12 protein-coding genes are annotated in these 16,186 nt (G+C 67.4%); 8 read left to right on the forward strand and 4 right to left on the reverse strand.

Translation table 11 applies throughout. From position 1 onward, the window contains the following. Window positions 1-67: 67 nt before the first annotated feature. Window positions 68-2,488 (forward strand): penicillin acylase family protein, encoded by a 2,421-nt coding sequence (locus ACFPMG_RS34610; protein WP_377000631.1) that lies wholly within the window; start codon window positions 68-70, stop codon window positions 2,486-2,488. Further along, on the forward strand, window positions 2,485-3,726 hold the full coding sequence (locus ACFPMG_RS34615) for a threonine ammonia-lyase (protein WP_377000633.1): 1,242 nt from the start codon (window positions 2,485-2,487) through the stop codon (window positions 3,724-3,726). Before ACFPMG_RS34610 ends, ACFPMG_RS34615 begins: the two co-directional genes overlap by 4 nt. Window positions 3,727-3,738: 12 nt before the next feature. On the opposite strand, the gene ACFPMG_RS34620 is transcribed toward ACFPMG_RS34615, so the two are convergent. Further along, on the reverse strand, window positions 3,739-4,218 hold the full coding sequence (locus tag ACFPMG_RS34620) for a flavin reductase family protein (RefSeq protein ID WP_377000635.1): 480 nt from the start codon (window positions 4,216-4,218) through the stop codon (window positions 3,739-3,741). 228 nt (window positions 4,219-4,446) lie between these two features. Between ACFPMG_RS34620 and ACFPMG_RS34625 the strand changes: the two genes are divergently transcribed. From ACFPMG_RS34625 to ACFPMG_RS34650, 6 genes are all read left to right on the forward strand, one after another. Then, the gene (locus ACFPMG_RS34625; protein WP_377000637.1) at window positions 4,447-5,508 is read left to right on the forward strand and encodes a flagellar motor protein MotB; all 1,062 of its coding nucleotides are present in this window, start codon (window positions 4,447-4,449) and stop codon (window positions 5,506-5,508) included. 231 nt (window positions 5,509-5,739) lie between these two features. Then, the gene (locus ACFPMG_RS34630) at window positions 5,740-7,206 is read left to right on the forward strand and encodes a circularly permuted type 2 ATP-grasp protein (protein ID WP_377000639.1); all 1,467 of its coding nucleotides are present in this window, start codon (window positions 5,740-5,742) and stop codon (window positions 7,204-7,206) included. Beyond that, window positions 7,203-8,180 carry an alpha-E domain-containing protein gene (locus ACFPMG_RS34635; RefSeq protein ID WP_377000641.1) on the forward strand — a complete coding sequence of 326 codons (978 nt, stop codon included), beginning with the start codon at window positions 7,203-7,205 and terminating at the stop codon, window positions 8,178-8,180. The genes ACFPMG_RS34630 and ACFPMG_RS34635 overlap by 4 nt, the downstream gene beginning before the upstream one ends. A 94-nt stretch (window positions 8,181-8,274) precedes the next feature. Further along, window positions 8,275-9,015, forward strand: coding sequence for an arginyltransferase (locus ACFPMG_RS34640; RefSeq protein ID WP_377000643.1), 741 nt, complete (start codon window positions 8,275-8,277; stop codon window positions 9,013-9,015). A gap of 224 nt (window positions 9,016-9,239) precedes the next feature. Then, window positions 9,240-9,779: a TRAP transporter small permease subunit gene (locus tag ACFPMG_RS34645; protein ID WP_377000645.1), complete on the forward strand. Its 540-nt coding sequence runs from the start codon at window positions 9,240-9,242 to the stop codon at window positions 9,777-9,779. 20 nt (window positions 9,780-9,799) lie between these two features. Then, the gene (locus ACFPMG_RS34650; RefSeq protein WP_377000647.1) at window positions 9,800-11,311 is read left to right on the forward strand and encodes a TRAP transporter large permease; all 1,512 of its coding nucleotides are present in this window, start codon (window positions 9,800-9,802) and stop codon (window positions 11,309-11,311) included. Window positions 11,312-11,428: 117 nt separating this feature from the next. On the opposite strand, the gene ACFPMG_RS34655 is transcribed toward ACFPMG_RS34650, so the two are convergent. From ACFPMG_RS34655 to recO, 3 genes are all read right to left on the reverse strand, one after another. Next, window positions 11,429-12,526, reverse strand: coding sequence for a TRAP transporter substrate-binding protein (locus ACFPMG_RS34655; protein ID WP_377000649.1), 1,098 nt, complete (start codon window positions 12,524-12,526; stop codon window positions 11,429-11,431). A 476-nt stretch (window positions 12,527-13,002) separates the two neighbouring features. Further along, window positions 13,003-15,273 carry a DNA topoisomerase IV subunit A gene (parC, locus tag ACFPMG_RS34660; protein ID WP_377000651.1) on the reverse strand — a complete coding sequence of 757 codons (2,271 nt, stop codon included), beginning with the start codon at window positions 15,271-15,273 and terminating at the stop codon, window positions 13,003-13,005. 18 nt (window positions 15,274-15,291) lie between these two features. Further along, the gene (gene recO, locus ACFPMG_RS34665; RefSeq protein ID WP_377000653.1) at window positions 15,292-16,014 is read right to left on the reverse strand and encodes a DNA repair protein RecO; all 723 of its coding nucleotides are present in this window, start codon (window positions 16,012-16,014) and stop codon (window positions 15,292-15,294) included. Between the last annotated feature and the right edge of the window lie 172 nt (window positions 16,015-16,186).

Raw genomic sequence — 16,186 nt, forward strand, 5'->3', positions numbered from 1 at the left:
ATGGCCGCGGGCCGCCCCCGTCCCCATCTCTGTCTGTCGAGCCCCCTCTCCGAGTTTTGGTCACCCGATGATCCCCCACGCCGTCCGCAAGCCCCTGGCCATCCTGGTCGCCGTTCTCGCCCTGGTGATCGTGGTGCCGGTGCTGGGGGCGGGCGGGTTCCTGCTGTGGCTTCGCCAGCAGACGCCGGCCTATGAGGGCGCGGCCACCGTCCCGGGGATCGAAGGCCCGGTGGAGATCCTGCGCGACCGCAACGCCATCCCGCACATCTTTGCCGCCACCGAGCGGGACGCCTATTTCGCGCTCGGCTACGTCCACGCGCAGGACCGGCTGTGGCAGATGGAGACGATGCGGCGCGGCGCCGCCGGGCGGCTGGCCGAGCTGGTCGGCACGCGCTTCGGCGACTGGGCGCTGCGGCTCGACCGCTCCATGCGCACGCTGGGCGTCTACCGCCGGGCCGAGGAGGCCTATGAGGAGTTGTCGCCGGAGGCCCGCACGGCCTTCGACGCCTACGCCGCCGGGGTCAACGCCTGGATGGAGACGCGCCGCGAGGCGCTGCCCATCGAGTTCCAACTCCTGCGCCACACGCCGGAGCCCTGGCGGCCCGCCGACAGCCTCGTCTGGGGCAAGCTGATGGCGCTCCAACTCTCCGGCGATTCGCGGGACGAGCTGTTCCGCGCCAGCGCCCTGAAAAGCCTGACGCCGGAGCAGATGCGCGACCTGTTCCCGGACTCGGACCCCACCGCCCCGGTGACCCTGGCGGCGGCGCTCGACGGCATGGACCTGCAAGGCGCGCTGGCCGCCCTGCCCGACCTCGGCTTCGACACCGCGTCCAACGAATGGGCGCTGACCGGGGCGCGCAGCGCGACCGGCAAGCCGATCATCGCCAACGACCCCCATCTCGGACTGGAGGCGCCGGTCCTGTGGTATCTGGCGCGCATCGTGACTCCGGGACACCGCATCGCCGGGGCGACCATCCCCGGCGTGCCGCTTCACATCCTGGGGCACAACGGGCGCGTCGCCTGGGGCTTCACCACCACCCACAGCGACACCCAGGATCTTTTCATCGAGAAGCTCGACCCGCAGGATCCCGACCGCTACCTGACGCCGGACGGCAGCATGGCCTTCGAGGCGCGACGGGAGACGATCCGCGTCGCCGGCCAGCCGGACGAGACGCTGACGGTGCGCGAGACGCGGCACGGTCCGGTGCTGACCACGCCGGAGGCCGCCGACGCGGCGCCGGAGGGCCATGTGCTGGCGCTGGCCTTCCCCGGCCTGTCCGCCGCCGACACCACGGGGGAGGCCCTGTACCGCCTCAACCACGCCGCCGACGCCGCCGCGGTGCGCGAAGCGCTGTTCCTCCACGTGGCGCCGCAGCAGAACGTCGTCTACGCCGACACGGAGGGAACGTTGGGCTTCCTGTCGCCGGCGCTGGTCCCGGTGCGGCGCGGCGGCGACGGGCGCGTTCCGGTGCCGGGCTGGACCGGCGAGTACGACTGGATCGGCTACATCCCCTTCGACGCGCTGCCCCAGGCGGTCGATCCGCCGTCGGGCCAGTTCGTCAACGCCAACAACGCGGTGGTCGGCCCCGGCTACCCCTATGCCCTGGCGACCGAATGGCCGGACCCCGCCCGCGCGGAGCGGATCGTGCAAATGCTCGGCGACGGCCCGCACACGGTGGAGGAGGTCGCCGCCCAGCAGATGGACGAGCTGTCCCTGCCGGCGCGCGACTTGCTGCCGCTGATGCTGGAGCCGCTGCGCAGCGTGCCCGATCTCAATGGACAGGCCCGCGCCGCGCTGGACCGTCTGGCCGGCTGGGACGGGCGGATGGACCGCGACCGGGCCGAGCCGCTGATCTTCTCCTGGTGGGAGCGGGAGCTGGTGCGCAGCGTCTTCGCCGACGAGCTGGGGCCGCTGTTCCAGAGCTACTGGGACTTGCGCCCCCGCGCCCTGCACCGCGTGCTGACCCAGGCGCCGCACTGGTGCGACGACCGGACGACGCCGGCCCGCGAGGACTGCACCGTCATGCTGGCGGGGTCCCTGAAATCGGCGCTGGAGGAGATCGAGCGGCGCCACGGCGCGGACATGAGCGGCTGGCGCTGGGGGGCGGAGCACAAGGCCGCCTTGAATCACCGGCTGCTGGGCCAAGTGCCTCTGCTCGGTTCAATGTTCGACCTGTCGATCCCGACCGGCGGCGGCGCCTTCACCGTCAACCGCGGCACCACCCGCGTGCGCGACCCGCAGGCCCCCTTCTCCCACGTTCATGGTCCGGGGCTGCGCGCGGTCTATGATCTGGCGGATCTCGGCAACTCCCGCTTCTCCATCGCCACCGGCCAGTCGGGCAACCCGCTGTCGCCCCATTGGGGGGATCTGGTGCAGAGCTGGCGCGACGGGGTGGGGCTGGGGCTGGCCGGCGACCGCGGCACGCTGGCCCGCGACGGCGCCACGCTGCTGACGCTTTCCCCCACCCGTCCAGGGAGTTCGCCATGACCGAGGCTACACCGTCTCTGCCCCTGCCCCTGACCCTGGACGACGTCCGCGCCGCCGCCGCCCGGATCGGCAGCCACCTCCCCGTCACCCCCACCGAAGCCTCGCCCCGCCTGTCGGAGATTACCGGCTGCTCGGTGGTGCTGAAGCTGGAGAACCAGCATCTCACCGGCTCCTTCAAGGAGCGCGGGGCGCTCAACAAGCTGCTGTCGCTGGGCGAAGCGGAGCGGCGGGCCGGGGTGATCGCCATGTCGGCGGGCAACCACGCCCAGGCGGTGGCCTGCCACGCCACGCGGCTGGGCATCCGCTCGGTCATCGTGATGCCCTCCTTCACCCCCTTCACCAAGGTGGAGCGCACGGAAAGCCTCGGCGCACGGGTCGAACTGCACGGCGAGACGCTGAGCGACGCCGCGGCCCACGCGCAGGAGTTGGCGGCGCGCGAGGGGCTGACCTTCGTGCACCCCTACGACGACCCGCTGATCGCCGCCGGCCAGGGCACCGCCGCCCTGGAACTGCTCGACGCCGCGCCGGACCTGGAGATGCTGGTGGTGCCGGTGGGCGGCGGCGGGCTGATCGGCGGCATGGCGGTGGCGGCCAAAGCGTTGAAGCCGGACATCGCGGTGATCGGGGTGGAGTGCGCCATGTTCCCGTCGATGCGCCAGGCGCTGGCCGGGCAACCCATCACCTGCGGCGGCGCCACCATCGCCGACGGCATCGCCGTCAAGGCCCCCGGCGCCGTCACGCTGCCGCTGGTCCGCCGGCATGTGGACGCGGTGGTCGAGGTGGGCGAGCCGCGGCTGGAGGAGGCCGTCTACCGCCTCGCCACCGTGCAGAAGCTGGTCGCGGAAGGGGCCGGGGCGGCGGGTCTGGCCGCGGTGCTCGACGATCCGGAGCGGTTCCGCGGCAAGCGGGTGGGCATCGTGGTGTCCGGCGGCAACATCGACGCGCGCATCCTGGCGCAGGTGCTGACGCGCGGGCTGGTCTACGAGGGGCGCATGGTGCGGCTGCGCATCGGCATCACCGACGCCCCCGGCGCGCTCGCCCGCGTCGCCCGCCTGCTCGGCGAGGCCGGCGCGAACATTGTCGAGGTGCATCACCAGCGTCTGTTCCACGACGTGCCGGTGCGCATGGCCGAGATCGACGTGGTGCTCGAAACCCGCGGTCGCAGCCATGTCCAGCGCCTCGTCGCCCACATGGAGGACGCGGGCTTCCCGACGGAACTGATGACGGATATTTCCTGACCCGGCCCTGGCTCAGGAAAGCTGCGCATAAGCCCCGCGGAAGTAGAGCAGCGGCTTCCCGTCCTCGCTGCCCGACAGGCGGCGGACGCGGCCGACGATGATGACGTGGTCGCCGCCGTCATAGACATGCGCGCGGTCGCACTCCAGGCTGGCGAGGCAGCCGGTGAGGATCGGTACCCCGCTGTCCCAGCGCTCGACCCCCACCCCGTCCCAGCGCTCCTGGAGGTCGCGGCGGGAGAAGCGGTTGGACAGCTCCGCCTGCCCTTCGGCCAGGATGTTCACCGCGAAGGACGTCGCGGTGGTGAAGGCTTCGAAGGACATGGCCGCCCGGCCCAGGCAGAACTGCACCAGCGGCGGGTCGAGCGACACCGACGAGAAGGAGTTCACGGTCACGCCGATCGGCTCGCCGTCCGGTGCGATGGTGGTGACCACGGCGATGCCGGTGGCGAAGCATCCGAGGGCGTTGCGGAAGGCCCGAGAGTCGATGGTCATGGCGGCCTGTGTGGGCTCGTCGGTTATTGGGGCGAGGGTGCGGCGGCGAAACAGCGGGATTAACCCAGCCAGACCCTCGGTGCAAGCCGCATCTGTCCCAGACCGTCAGGAAGCGGGCGGAAGCCGCCCTCCGCCGCATTAAATGGATCTTAAGGATAACACCCCACCCTTCGGGTGTCCGCACGGACCGCGAATTCCCGACCACAGGGCCCCACTCAGCAAGGCTTCATGTCAGCGAACCCGTCCGGCGGCGAACAGCCGATCATCATCAAGAAGAAGAAGGGTGGCCATGGCGGTCACCATGGCGGCGCGTGGAAAGTCGCCTACGCCGACTTCGTGACGGCGATGATGGCCTTCTTCCTGCTGCTGTGGCTGCTCAACGTCACCACGTCGGATCAGCGAAAGGGCATCGCGGACTATTTCTCGCCCAGCTCTGTCAGCCGCGAAACCTCCGGGTCCGGCGGCATGCTGGGCGGGCGCACCATCACAGCACCCGGCGCCCAGATGTCCCCCTCCTCCCCGATGTCCGCCGACGTCCCGGTCTCCGGCCCGCCCGGCCACTCGGCCCAGGAGGACGACGAGGCGAACGACCCGACCGACGCCGCCCCGCCGCCGCCCGCCTCGACCGCCGAACAGAAGTCCAACGAGTCGCGGCTCGACTACCAGAAGCGGCTGGAGGAGCAGGCCAAGCAGCTCGGCATTCCCGGCCAGAAGCCGGGCGAGCGGCTGTCCGACTTCGCGGAGCGCGTGAAGGAGGGCGGCGAGAAGCTGCAGGACGCCCAGAAGGAGGCCCGCCAGTTCCAGCAGGCCGCCACCGAGATCCGCCAAGCCATCCAATCCGTGCCGGAGCTGGAGCCGCTGGCCCAGAACCTGATGATCGACCAGACGCCGGAAGGCCTGCGAATCCAGATCGTCGACCAGGACCGCGTCTCGATGTTCCCCGGCGGGTCGGGCCAGATGTACCCGCAGACCCGCCAGCTCGTCATGCAGGTGGCCAAGGCGCTCGCCAAGCTGCCCAACAAGCTGTCGATCAGCGGCCACACCGACGGCATCCCCTTCACCTCCGGGGCCGGGCGCGACAACTGGGACCTGTCCACCGAACGCGCCAACGCCACCCGCCGCGCCCTGATCGCCGGCGGCATCCCGGAGGAGCGCGTCCAGGACGTGATCGGCCGCGCCGACCGCGATCTGCTGGTGCCCGACCAGCCGGGCAGCCCGCGCAACCGCCGCATCAGCATGGTGCTGCTGCGCGAAAGCAAGACCGCCGCCGCACCCGCCGCCACGAATTGATACCAAAGCCGATGATGAGTTGGTACCAAGGCGTTAGTTCCTTGCCTTTGAACATACCCCTTCTTGTTTTGTCGATGCGCCGCACAACGCGGGGAATGTTTGCCCTGTTCAAAAGGCGAAGCGATGGTTCATACTTCGCGGCAGACACCATTGCCACACGGCATCGGTCAATCAAGGGCGTTAGCTGCGGGGGAGTCTGTGAGCGTACCCGAAGGCAAGGCGACTGACCTTTTGACGAACTATGATCCCGGCCTTTACTACGACGAATTGTTCGGAGGCCGTGATTATCCAGCCGAGCACTCGGCGCTGATCCGGCAGAGACTGGCCGGTCTGAACTTCGGGGATCTGTTGCGGCGGTCGCAGGACGCCGAACGTGAACTGTACAATCTGGGCATCACCTTCCTCGTTTACTCGAACAAGGACGCGGTGGACCGGATTCTTCCCTTCGACATCATTCCCCGGGTCATCTCGGCCAAGGAATGGGCGCATCTGGAGGCCGGAATCACCCAGCGCGTCACGGCGCTGAACCTGTTCCTCCACGACATCTACCACGACCAGAAGATCCTGAAGGACGGGGTGATCCCCGCCGACCTCGTGCTGGGCAACAGCTGCTTCCGGCCGCAGATGGTCGGGCTGGACGTGCCGTTCGACACCTACATCCACATCATGGGCACGGACCTCGTCCGCGACCGCGAGGGGACCTTCCGCGTGCTGGAGGACAACGGACGCGTGCCGTCCGGCGTGTCCTACGTGGTCGAGAACCGCCACATGATGCAGCGCGTGTTCCCCGACCTGATGCAGGACATCGGCATCCGCCCGGTGGACAATTACGGGCACAAGCTGCTCGACGCGATGATGGAGATCGCGCCGCAGGACGTGGCCGACCCGCAGGTCGTGCTGCTGTCGCCCGGCTCCTACAACTCCGCCTATTTCGAGCACATCTTCCTGGCGCGCGAGATGGGCGTGCCGCTGGTCGAGGGCCGCGATCTGGTGGTGGAGAACGACCGCGTCTACATGAAGACCACCAACGGTCTGGCGCGCGTCGACTCGATCTACCGCCGCATCGACGACGCCTTCCTCGACCCCAAGGCCTTCAACCCGGACAGCATGCTGGGCGTGCCGGGCCTTCTGGAGGCCTACCGCAAGGGCAATGTGGCGCTGGCCAACGCCATCGGCACCGGCGTGGCGGACGACAAGGCGATCTACTGCTACGTCCCGCGGATGATCAAATACTACCTGGACCAGGAGGCGATCATCCCCAACGTGGACACGCGCATCTGCCGCGAGGCCGACGCGCTGCGGTACACGCTGGACAACCTGGACAAGCTGGTGGTGAAGCCGGTCGGCGAGGCCGGCGGCTACGGCATCACCATCGGCCCGCGCGCCAGCAAGGAGGAGTTGGCGGATTGCCGGGCCAAGCTGCTGGCCGATCCGTCCAACTACATCAGCCAGCCGGTGGTCGACCTGTCGGTCTGCCCCACCGTGACCGACGACGGCATCGATCCCCGCCACGTCGATCTGCGGCCCTTCGCCATCACGGGCAAGAACACCTGGGTGCTGCCCGGCGGCCTGACCCGCGTGGCGCTGAAGAAGGGCACGCTGATCGTCAACTCGTCGCAGGGCGGCGGGTCCAAGGACACCTGGGTTCTTCAGGACGGGGTGCTCCAGGATGGGGCACAGGAAGGGAGCGCGTCGTGAATCTGCTGGCCCGTTACGCCGAATGCATTTTCTGGATGGCGCGCTACATGGAGCGCGCCGAGAACCTCGCCCGCATCCTGGACGTGCATGAAACCTTCGCGCGCGACACGCGGGGGATGACCAACTGGTTCTCCATCGTCCAGCTCAACGCCGACGAGAAGGACTTCTTCAGCCGCCACGACCGCCCCACGGCGGAGGCGGTGGTCCATTACTACATGTTCGACACCCAGCACACGAACTCGCTGGTCTCCATGCTGCGCATGGCGCGGGAGAACGCCCGCGTGCTGCGCCCCTGGATCTCCACCGAGATGTGGACGCAGATCAACGTGTTCCACAACAAGCTGGTGGAGATGAACGGCAAGGACGTGGCCCTGCCCAACCTGTCCAAGGTCTGCACCTGGATCAAGGAGGAGTGCCAGACCCACACCGGCATCACCGAGGGCACCTTCTACCGCGACCAGGGCTGGTATTTCTACCAGCTCGGCAAATACATCGAGCGGGCGGACCAGACCACCCGCCTGCTCGACATCAAGTACCACACGCTGCTGCCCTCCCCCGTCGCGGTCGGCTCCACGCTCGACATGAGCCAGTGGACGACGGTGCTGCGCTCCGCCGCCGGGTACCACGCCTTCCGGCGCGTCTACCCGCGCGGCATGTCGCCCACCACGGTCGCCGGCTTCATGATGTTCAACGAGGGATTCCCCCGGTCGGTTGTGATGTGTGTGCGACAGATCGACGGCCTCTTGACCCGCCTGAAGTCCCGTTACACCCTGCGCAACGGCAGTGACGCGATGGAGAAGGTGGACGAGCTGCTTGGCGCGCTTCTGGCCCGCCCGATCGAGGTTGTGATCCAGGAAGGTTTGCACGAGTATCTGGACGGCGTGCAGGCCCAGCTCTGCGGCATCACCAACGAGATCGGACGCGCCTTCTTCGGCCAGGACACCGTCACCGTGACCCAGAGCCAGTCCCAATAGCCCCAGTTGAAGTAAGCTCCGTTCAGCACACTCTCCAACCGTCGAACCCCAACAGCCGGCCCACGGGCCGGTGATCCAGAAGTCAGCCAGCCCGATGTCGGTCATCCAGCCGCAACTCCGTCCGCTCCAGCAGTTCTTCCGGTCCGGGCCGATGCCCTGCCCCTATCTGCCGGGGCGGGTGGAGCGCAAGCTGTTCACCCGGCTGTTGGGTCCCTATTCGGCGGAGGTCAATTCCACCCTGTCGCGCGCCGGCTTCCGACGCAGCCACGACATCGTCTACCGTCCCGTCTGCCCGAACTGCCAGGCCTGTGTCCCGGTCCGCATCCCGGTGGGCTCCTTCGTCCCCACCCGGTCGCAAAAGCGCGTCCGCCGGGCCAACGGCGACCTGACCCTGGCGGAGGCGCCGGCCGCCGCCACGACGGAGCAGTACCGGCTGTTCTCGCTCTACCAGAACTCCCGCCACGGCGAGTCCGACATGGCGCGCATGGCGATGGCCGATTTCGCCGCCATGATCGACGAGGGCCGGGCCGACACCAGCCTGTTCGAAGCCCGCGACGCGGACGGACGGCTGGTCGGCTGCATGCTGACCGACCGACTGACCGACGGCTATTCCGCGGTCTACAGCTTCTACGATCCCCGCCAGGACCGCCGCAGCCTGGGCAGCTTCATGATCCTCAGCCTGCTGGAGCGCGCCCAGGCGGACGGCCTGCCCTACGTCTATCTCGGCTATTGGATCGCCCAAAGCCGCAAGATGGCCTACAAGGCCAAGTTCCGCCCGCTGGAGGCGCTGGGCCGCGACGGCTGGTTCCGCCTGCCGAACGATCCGACCGACTGACCGACCGCTCGCCGGATTGCCTCTGATCAGTGACTATTGGGGCAATCACGTATAAAGGCTTTCAAGCTCTTGCGCTGCCGGGGCCTCCTGCGGAATATTGCCGCAGCAAACACCCCATGGTGTTACCATAAAAGATTGAACCGGCGCCCAGCGCCATCGTTCACAGGGCAACAAAAGGAACGGACGGGGATACACCCGTCCCAAACCAACAGGGAGGCTCTCCGTTGAGGTTCCTGCTCCGAATCAGCGGGCTGATCGATGCTGTCAACGACGGCATCGGCAAGCTCGTCTATTGGCTGGTGCTGGTCGCCGTGATCGTCAGTTCCGCCAACGCGGTCATCCGCTACAGCCTGCATTACAGCTCCAACGCCTGGCTTGAGCTGCAATGGTACCTGTTCTCCGCAGTGTTCCTGTTGTGCTCGGGCTACACGTTCCTGCGCAACGAACACATCCGCATCGACATCGTGCTGGGCCGTTTCTCCAGGCGCGTCCAGTGCATGGTGGACATCTTCGGGATCCTCTTCTTCCTGTTCCCGATGGCCATCCTGATCATGTGGCTCTCCTGGCCGATGTTCTGGGACAGCTTCATCACCAAGGAGATGTCGAGCGACGCCGGCGGCCTGATCCGCTGGCCGGCCAAGATCCTGGTTCCCGTCGGCTTCTTCCTGCTGACCCTGCAGGCGGTGTCCGAGCTGATCAAACGCATCGCCTTCCTGGCCGGTCTCATTGACCAGCCCGGCGAGAAGATGCACAGCCACTCCTAAGAGACCGGGAACCACACACGATGGCCGCCTTCCTCATTGAGAACATGGCGCCGCTGATGTTCGCGGCGCTTGTTCTTTTCCTTTTGATGGGTTTCCCGGTCGCCTTCGCGCTCGCCGCGAACGGCCTGCTCTTCGGTCTGATCGGCATCGAGCTGGGTCTGCTGACCCCGGCGCTGTTCCAGGCGCTGCCGGAGCGCGTCTTCGGCATCATGCGCAACGACACGCTGCTGGCCATTCCCTTCTTCACCTTCATGGGCCTGATCCTCGAACGATCCGGCATGGCCGAGGACTTGCTCGACACGGTCGGGCAGCTCTTCGGCCCGCTGCGCGGCGGTCTGGCCTACGCGGTGATTTTCGTCGGCGCGCTGCTCGCCGCGACGACCGGCGTGGTCGCCGCGTCGGTGATCTCGATGGGCCTGATCTCGCTGCCGATCATGATGCGCTACGGCTATGACCGGCGGCTGGCGTCGGGCGTCATCGCGGCGTCGGGCACGCTGGCCCAGATCATCCCGCCGTCGCTGGTGCTGATCATCCTGGCCGACCAGCTCGGCCGTTCGGTCGGCGACATGTACGCCGGCGCCCTGGTCCCCGGGCTGGTTCTGACTGGCCTCTACGCCGGCTACATCCTGGTCGTCAGCATCGTCCGCCCGGAGTTCGCTCCAGCCCTGCCGCCGGAAGCGCGCAGCCTGCGCGGTTTCCAGCTGCTGTTCCGGGTGCTGACCTCGCTGGTGCCGCCGTTGGTCCTGATTTTCCTGGTGCTGGGCACCATCTTCCTCGGCATCGCGACGCCGACGGAAGGCGGCGCCATGGGTGCCGCGGGCGCCATGATCCTGGCGCTCATGAAGCGGCAGCTGAGCTGGGCGCTGATGCGTCAGGCGATGGACACGACGGCCAAGCTGTCCTCCTTCGTCATCTTCATCCTGATCGGCTCGACGGTCTTCGGTCTGGTGTTCCGCGCCGTGAACGGCGACCTGTGGGTGGAGCATCTGCTGACCAGCCTGCCGGGCGGCGAACTGGGCTTCCTGATCGTCGTCAACATCATGGTGTTCCTGCTCGCCTTCTTCCTCGACTTCTTCGAGCTGGCCTTCATCATCGTGCCGCTGCTCGCCCCGGTCGCGGAAAAGCTGGGCATCGACCTGATCTGGTTCGGCGTCCTGCTCGGCGTCAACATGCAGACCTCCTTCATGCATCCGCCCTTCGGTTTCGCCCTGTTCTTCCTGCGAAGCGTCGCTCCACGGGAGGATTACAAGGACAAGATCACCGGAAAGATCATCAAGAAGATCACCACCGGCCAGATCTACTGGGGCGCCGTGCCGTTCGTCTGCATCCAGCTGATCATGGTGGCGCTGGTCATCATGTTCCCGGAGATGGTCTTCTCCGGCCTGGACCGCGGCGAGCCGATCAATCTGGACGACGTGAAGATCGAGATCCCGGCCTTCGATTCGGGCGAGCCGCCGCCGCCCTTCGGCGCGCCGGAACAGCCCACCGAAGACCCCAACGCCGACCTCATGCGGCAGTTGCAGGGCAAGTAGCCGGCGCGACCGCCTCCTCTCCCGCTCTGCGGGAGAGGACCGGGGAGCGGGATGTTCACCGGATCACCGGCAACAAAAAAGCCCCGCTTCCGCGGGGCTTTTCCGTGTCCGGCTTTGTCAGGACTTCTTCTTCGGCGTCGGGGCCGAGTACACGAAGTTATCGAAGGTGTTCTCGGCAACGCGGAACCACAGATACTCCTCGTCGCGAAACTTGCGCCACGGCTCGTAGACCTTGCGGAACTTCTCGTTCTTGGCGGCTTCCTCTTCATAGACGTCGAAGGTCGCCTGGTAGCAGGCCTGAAGGATGTCGCGCGGGTAGGGCTTCAGAATGGTCCCGGCGCCGACCAGACGCTTCAGCGCGTGCATGTTCACCACGTCGTACTTGCCGACCATGTCGGCGGTCGCGTCGGCGCAGGCCGCCTCCAGAACCGACTGGTAGTGCTTGGGAAGCTGCTCCCACTGCGGCAGGTTGACGAGGAAGGACACCTGCGGACCGCCTTCCCACCAGCCCGGGTAGTAGTAGTATTTGGCGACCTTGTTGAAGCCCAGCTTCTCGTCGTCGTAGGGGCCGACCCACTCCGCCGCGTCGATGGTGCCCTTTTCCAGCGCCGGGTAGATGTCACCGCCGGCGATCTGCTGCGGCACGACGCCCAGGCGCTGCAGGATGGTGCCGGCGTAGCCGCCGATGCGGAACTTCAGGCCCTTCAGGTCCTCGACGGACTTCAGCTCGTTGCGGAACCAGCCGCCCATCTGGGTCCCGGTGTTGCCCGCCGCGAACTGGATGATGTTGTAGCCCTTGAAGAACTCGCGCATCAGGTCCATGCCGCCGCCGTGGGTCATCCAGGCGTTCTGCTGGCGGGCGTTCAACCCGAAGGGCATCGCCGCGTCGAAGGCGAAGGTCGGGTCCTTGCCGACATAGTAGTAGGAGACGGTGTGGCCGCATTCCACGGTGCCGTCCTTCACGGCGTCCAGCACCTGCAGGCCGGGAACGATCTCACCACCGGCGAAGGTGCGGATCTGGAACTTGCCCTCGGTCATCTCGGCGACGCGCTTGGCCACCCGCTCGGCCCCGCCGTAGATGGTGTCCAGGCTCTTGGGAAAGCTCGACGCGCAACGCCACTTGATCTCGGGGTTGCTCTGCGCGATGGCGGGGGCGGCCAGCGTGCTGGCGGCGACACCGACACCGGCGCTGGTGATGAAGGTACGGCGTTTCATGGCGGTCTCCTTGGGTCCTCTCGTCCCGGCGTGGGCGCACACCGCCGTTCCCGCCCCCGCAAAGGGGGCGCGGCGTGCAAACCGAAAGGCTGTTGTTTGTTGGAAGTTGTCTGGCAACGCCGGATCGACGTCACCGTGCGGGTCACGGACCGGAACTGCCGGAGCCGATGAGCCCCCGTGCCGCCGCTGTGCCTTCACACGGATCTGTGGTGACCATGCGCGTGCCTCCCTTTCGCCCGGTGTTCCTCCGGCCCCTGGCGCCCCCTTCGGGGCACTCCTTCGGTCGGTGGTACCGAGTTCATTTTGATACGATCACTATGCCGGAATCGCGGGGCAGACTTCAAGCCCGAGCATGGCTCGACCCTACCAATTCGGGAATTTTCCGTCGGAAATTCCGCCAAAAGTGAAACGGGGGGCCAAAAGCCCCCCCGTTTGCGTGCAACGTTAGGTAATAGGGGTTCAGGTGAACCGCCGGATCACGTAAAGCGGTTGACCTTGGGGAAGCCGTTGGGCGGCATTTTGCCCACGCCGGCGCGGTTGCCCAGCCAGCCGGTCAGGTTGGTGACGTTGAACTGCCGCTCGCCGTGCTTCCAGCTCAGCCCCTCGGCGATGGTGAAGACCTTCAGGTCGGACAGGCTGCCGTCCTTGTACTTCTGAAGCTGCACACCCTTGCCGCGGGCCATCACCGGCACCTGCTCCAACGGGAAGACCAGAAGCAGGCGGTTGTTGCCGATAACGGCCACGTGGTCGCCTTCCGCCGGGATGCAGATCTTGGCGTCCTTGTTGTCGTCGGGGTTGAGAACCTGCTTGCCGGAGCGGGTGTGGGCGACGACCTCGTTCTCCTCCACCTGGAAACCGCGGCCATCCTCCGACGCGACCAGCAGGCGGCGGTCGGGCTGGTGCTTGAACAGGGTGATGATGTCCGCCTCGTTGCCAAGGTCGATCATCAGCCGCACCGGCTCGCCGAAGCCGCGCCCGCGCGGCAGCTTGTCGGCAGACAGCGTGTAGAATTTGCCGTTGGTGCCGAAGACGAGGAGCTTGTCGGTGGTCTCGCAATGGACCCAGAAGCCTTCCTTGTCGCCTTCCTTGTACTTCACGTCGAGGCGCTCGGCGTCGGTCAGATGACCGCGCACCGCGCGGATCCAACCCTTCTGCGAGCACAGCACGGTCAGCGGCTCGCGCTCCACCATGGCGTCGACAGGGATGTCGATGACGGCCGTGGCCTCGGCGACCTGCGTGCGGCGGTCCTCGCCGAAGCGCTTGCGCGTCTCCTCCGTCTCCTTGCCGATGGTCTTCCAGCGCAGGCTCTCGTCCGCCAGCAGCTCGCTCAGGCCGGCCCGCTCGGCGGTCAGCGCGTCGTTCTCGCGCTGGATCTCCATCTCCTCCAGCTTGCGCAGGTTGCGCAGCCGCATGTTGAGGATGGCCTCGGCCTGCACCTCGGTCAGGGAGAAGGCACGCATCAGTTCCTGCTTGGGCTCGTCCTCCTCGCGGATGATGCGGATCACCTCGTCCAGGTTCAGATAGGCGATCAGGTAGCCGCCCAGAACCTCCAGCCGGTGGTCGATCTTGGCCAGCCGGTGGCGGGACCGCCGCTCCAGCACCTCCATCCGGTGGTCGAGGAAGGCGTCCAGCACCTCGAACAGGTTCATGACGCGCGGGACGTTGTCCTTGTCCAGCACGTTCATGTTCATGGCGAAGCGGATTTCCAGATCGGTCGTCTGGAACAGCGAGGCCATCAGGACCTCGGGATCGACGTTGCGGCTCTTCGGCACCAGGACGAGGCGCACGTCCTCCGCCGACTCGTCGCGCACGTCCTCCAGAAGCAGCAGCTTGCGGTTGGTCAGAAGCTCGGCGATCTTCTCGACCAGCCGGGCCTTCTGCACCTGATAGGGCATCTCGGTGACGACGACCTGCCAAGTGCCCTGCCCCAGCTTTTCCACCTCCCACTTGGCGCGCAGGCGGAAGGAACCGCGGCCGGTGCGGTAGGCCTCGACCACGTTGGCCCGCGGCTCGACCAGCACGCCGCCGGTCGGGAAGTCGGGGCCGGAGATCAGGGTGACCAGATCCTCGATCTTCGTCGGGGCCGGCTTCTCCTTGCCGGCCAGCAGGGCCTTCACGCAGTCCTGCTTGTGCTTCAGCACCAGCCTCAGGGCGGAGCAGAGCTGGGCGGCGTTGTGCGGCGGGATGTTGGTCGCCATGCCGACGGCGATGCCGCTGGAGCCGTTGGCCAGCAGGTTGGGGAAGTTGGCCGGCAGGACCGCCGGCTCGTCCCCGTCGCCGTCGTAGGTCGGGCGGAAATCGACCGCGTCCTCGTCGATGCCTTCCAGCAGGGCCTTGGCAACGTCGGTCAGGCGCGCCTCGGTGTATCGCATGGCCGCGGCGTTGTCGCCGTCGATGTTGCCGAAGTTCCCCTGCCCGTCCACCAGCGGGTAGCGCACCGCGAAGTCCTGCGCCAGACGGACCAGCGCGTCGTAGACGGAGGTGTCGCCGTGCGGGTGGAACTTGCCGATCACGTCACCGACCACGCGGGCCGACTTCTTCGGCGGAGTCGAGGGGTCGAGCCGCAGTTGGCTCATGGCGTAGAGCAGACGCCGGTGCACCGGCTTCAGCCCATCGCGCACGTCGGGCAGCGACCGCGCCATGATGGTGGACAGCGCGTAGCTCAGATACCGCTCGCTCAGCGCGTCGCGGAGCGGCTTCTCCTGGATGTCGAGGACGGGGTCTTGGGCAGGGTCTCGGGGCGTCATGGCGTGTGGATACCAAATCTAGCGGCGGCGCGCTACCGCGTTCTCGTAACGTTCTCTTAATCGCAGCCTTGCGGGCGGCAACGGGCCGTTGAGCAGATGGCGCTCCAGGAAATGGCCGGTCAGGCGCAGCCCCTCCTCCACCGCCTGCGGCCCGCCGCCGCCCAGCCCGATCAGGAATCCGGGCAGCGGCAGCAGCCGGTCGCGGTAGGGTTCGCCGGCCGACGCCGACACCGCGCGTCCGGTGCGCGGACTGACATAGGCGAGGTAGTCGTTGGCCCCGGTGACCGCACAACGGTCGAGATCCAGCCCGAAGCCGAGTTCGGCGAGCAGCCCGACCTCCCACCGCACGTAGGACTCGGCCCAGGCGTCGCCGCTCAGCAGGCCGAACAGCGCCAACAGCCCGTCGAACAGGGCCGGGTGCGGCTGATGCTCCGGCAAAGCGGCCTCGGCCAGCGCGCAGGCCGCGGTCAGGGTCGCGAGTCGCAACGGATCATCGAGAAAGGCGGCGGAATAGCCCTGCACCGCCTCCAGCGCCAGGGTGCCGAGATGCTCCGGCAAGCGCCCGCGCCAGCGCGCCGACACCAGCGTGCCGGGCTCCAGCGCCGCCCGCATGCGGCTGGACCGCCCGCCCATCACCATGCCGGCGTGCCGCCCGTGGTCCCGCGTCAGCAGGGTGACGACCGCCGAGGTCTCGCCATGCGGCCGGGCCGACAGCACGATGCCCTGATCGGACCATTCCATGCTTCTGCTTCCTCACAGTGACGGCCTGCGTTCGACTCGCCGATAACGTCCCGGGACGCCTCCGGGCGCCCGCAAAGCGGGTTTGGTCGTCCTTACCACCAGCATGGCGCAAATCCTTCGCAACGGGGCTTCATTTCTCATTCACCATTCGGGCACTATGTTGCGAGTTACG

The organism is Azospirillum himalayense (genome assembly GCF_042657465.1).
Classification (GTDB): domain Bacteria; phylum Pseudomonadota; class Alphaproteobacteria; order Azospirillales; family Azospirillaceae; genus Azospirillum; species Azospirillum himalayense.

Bases quoted from the DNA above. Each gene is read 5' to 3' on its own strand.
- ACFPMG_RS34625 (WP_377000637.1), top strand. From the start codon at position 4,447: ATGTCAGCGAACCCGTCCGGCGGCGAACAGCCGATCATCATCAAGAAG.
- ACFPMG_RS34655 (WP_377000649.1), bottom strand. From the start codon at position 12,526: ATGAAACGCCGTACCTTCATCACCAGCGCCGGTGTCGGTGTCGCCGCC.
- ACFPMG_RS34620 (WP_377000635.1), bottom strand. From the start codon at position 4,218: ATGACCATCGACTCTCGGGCCTTCCGCAACGCCCTCGGATGCTTCGCC.
- parC (WP_377000651.1), bottom strand. From the start codon at position 15,273: ATGACGCCCCGAGACCCTGCCCAAGACCCCGTCCTCGACATCCAGGAG.
- recO (WP_377000653.1), bottom strand. From the start codon at position 16,014: ATGGAATGGTCCGATCAGGGCATCGTGCTGTCGGCCCGGCCGCATGGC.
- ACFPMG_RS34640 (WP_377000643.1), top strand. From the start codon at position 8,275: ATGTCGGTCATCCAGCCGCAACTCCGTCCGCTCCAGCAGTTCTTCCGG.
- ACFPMG_RS34610 (WP_377000631.1), top strand. From the start codon at position 68: ATGATCCCCCACGCCGTCCGCAAGCCCCTGGCCATCCTGGTCGCCGTT.
- ACFPMG_RS34650 (WP_377000647.1), top strand. From the start codon at position 9,800: ATGGCCGCCTTCCTCATTGAGAACATGGCGCCGCTGATGTTCGCGGCG.
- ACFPMG_RS34615 (WP_377000633.1), top strand. From the start codon at position 2,485: ATGACCGAGGCTACACCGTCTCTGCCCCTGCCCCTGACCCTGGACGAC.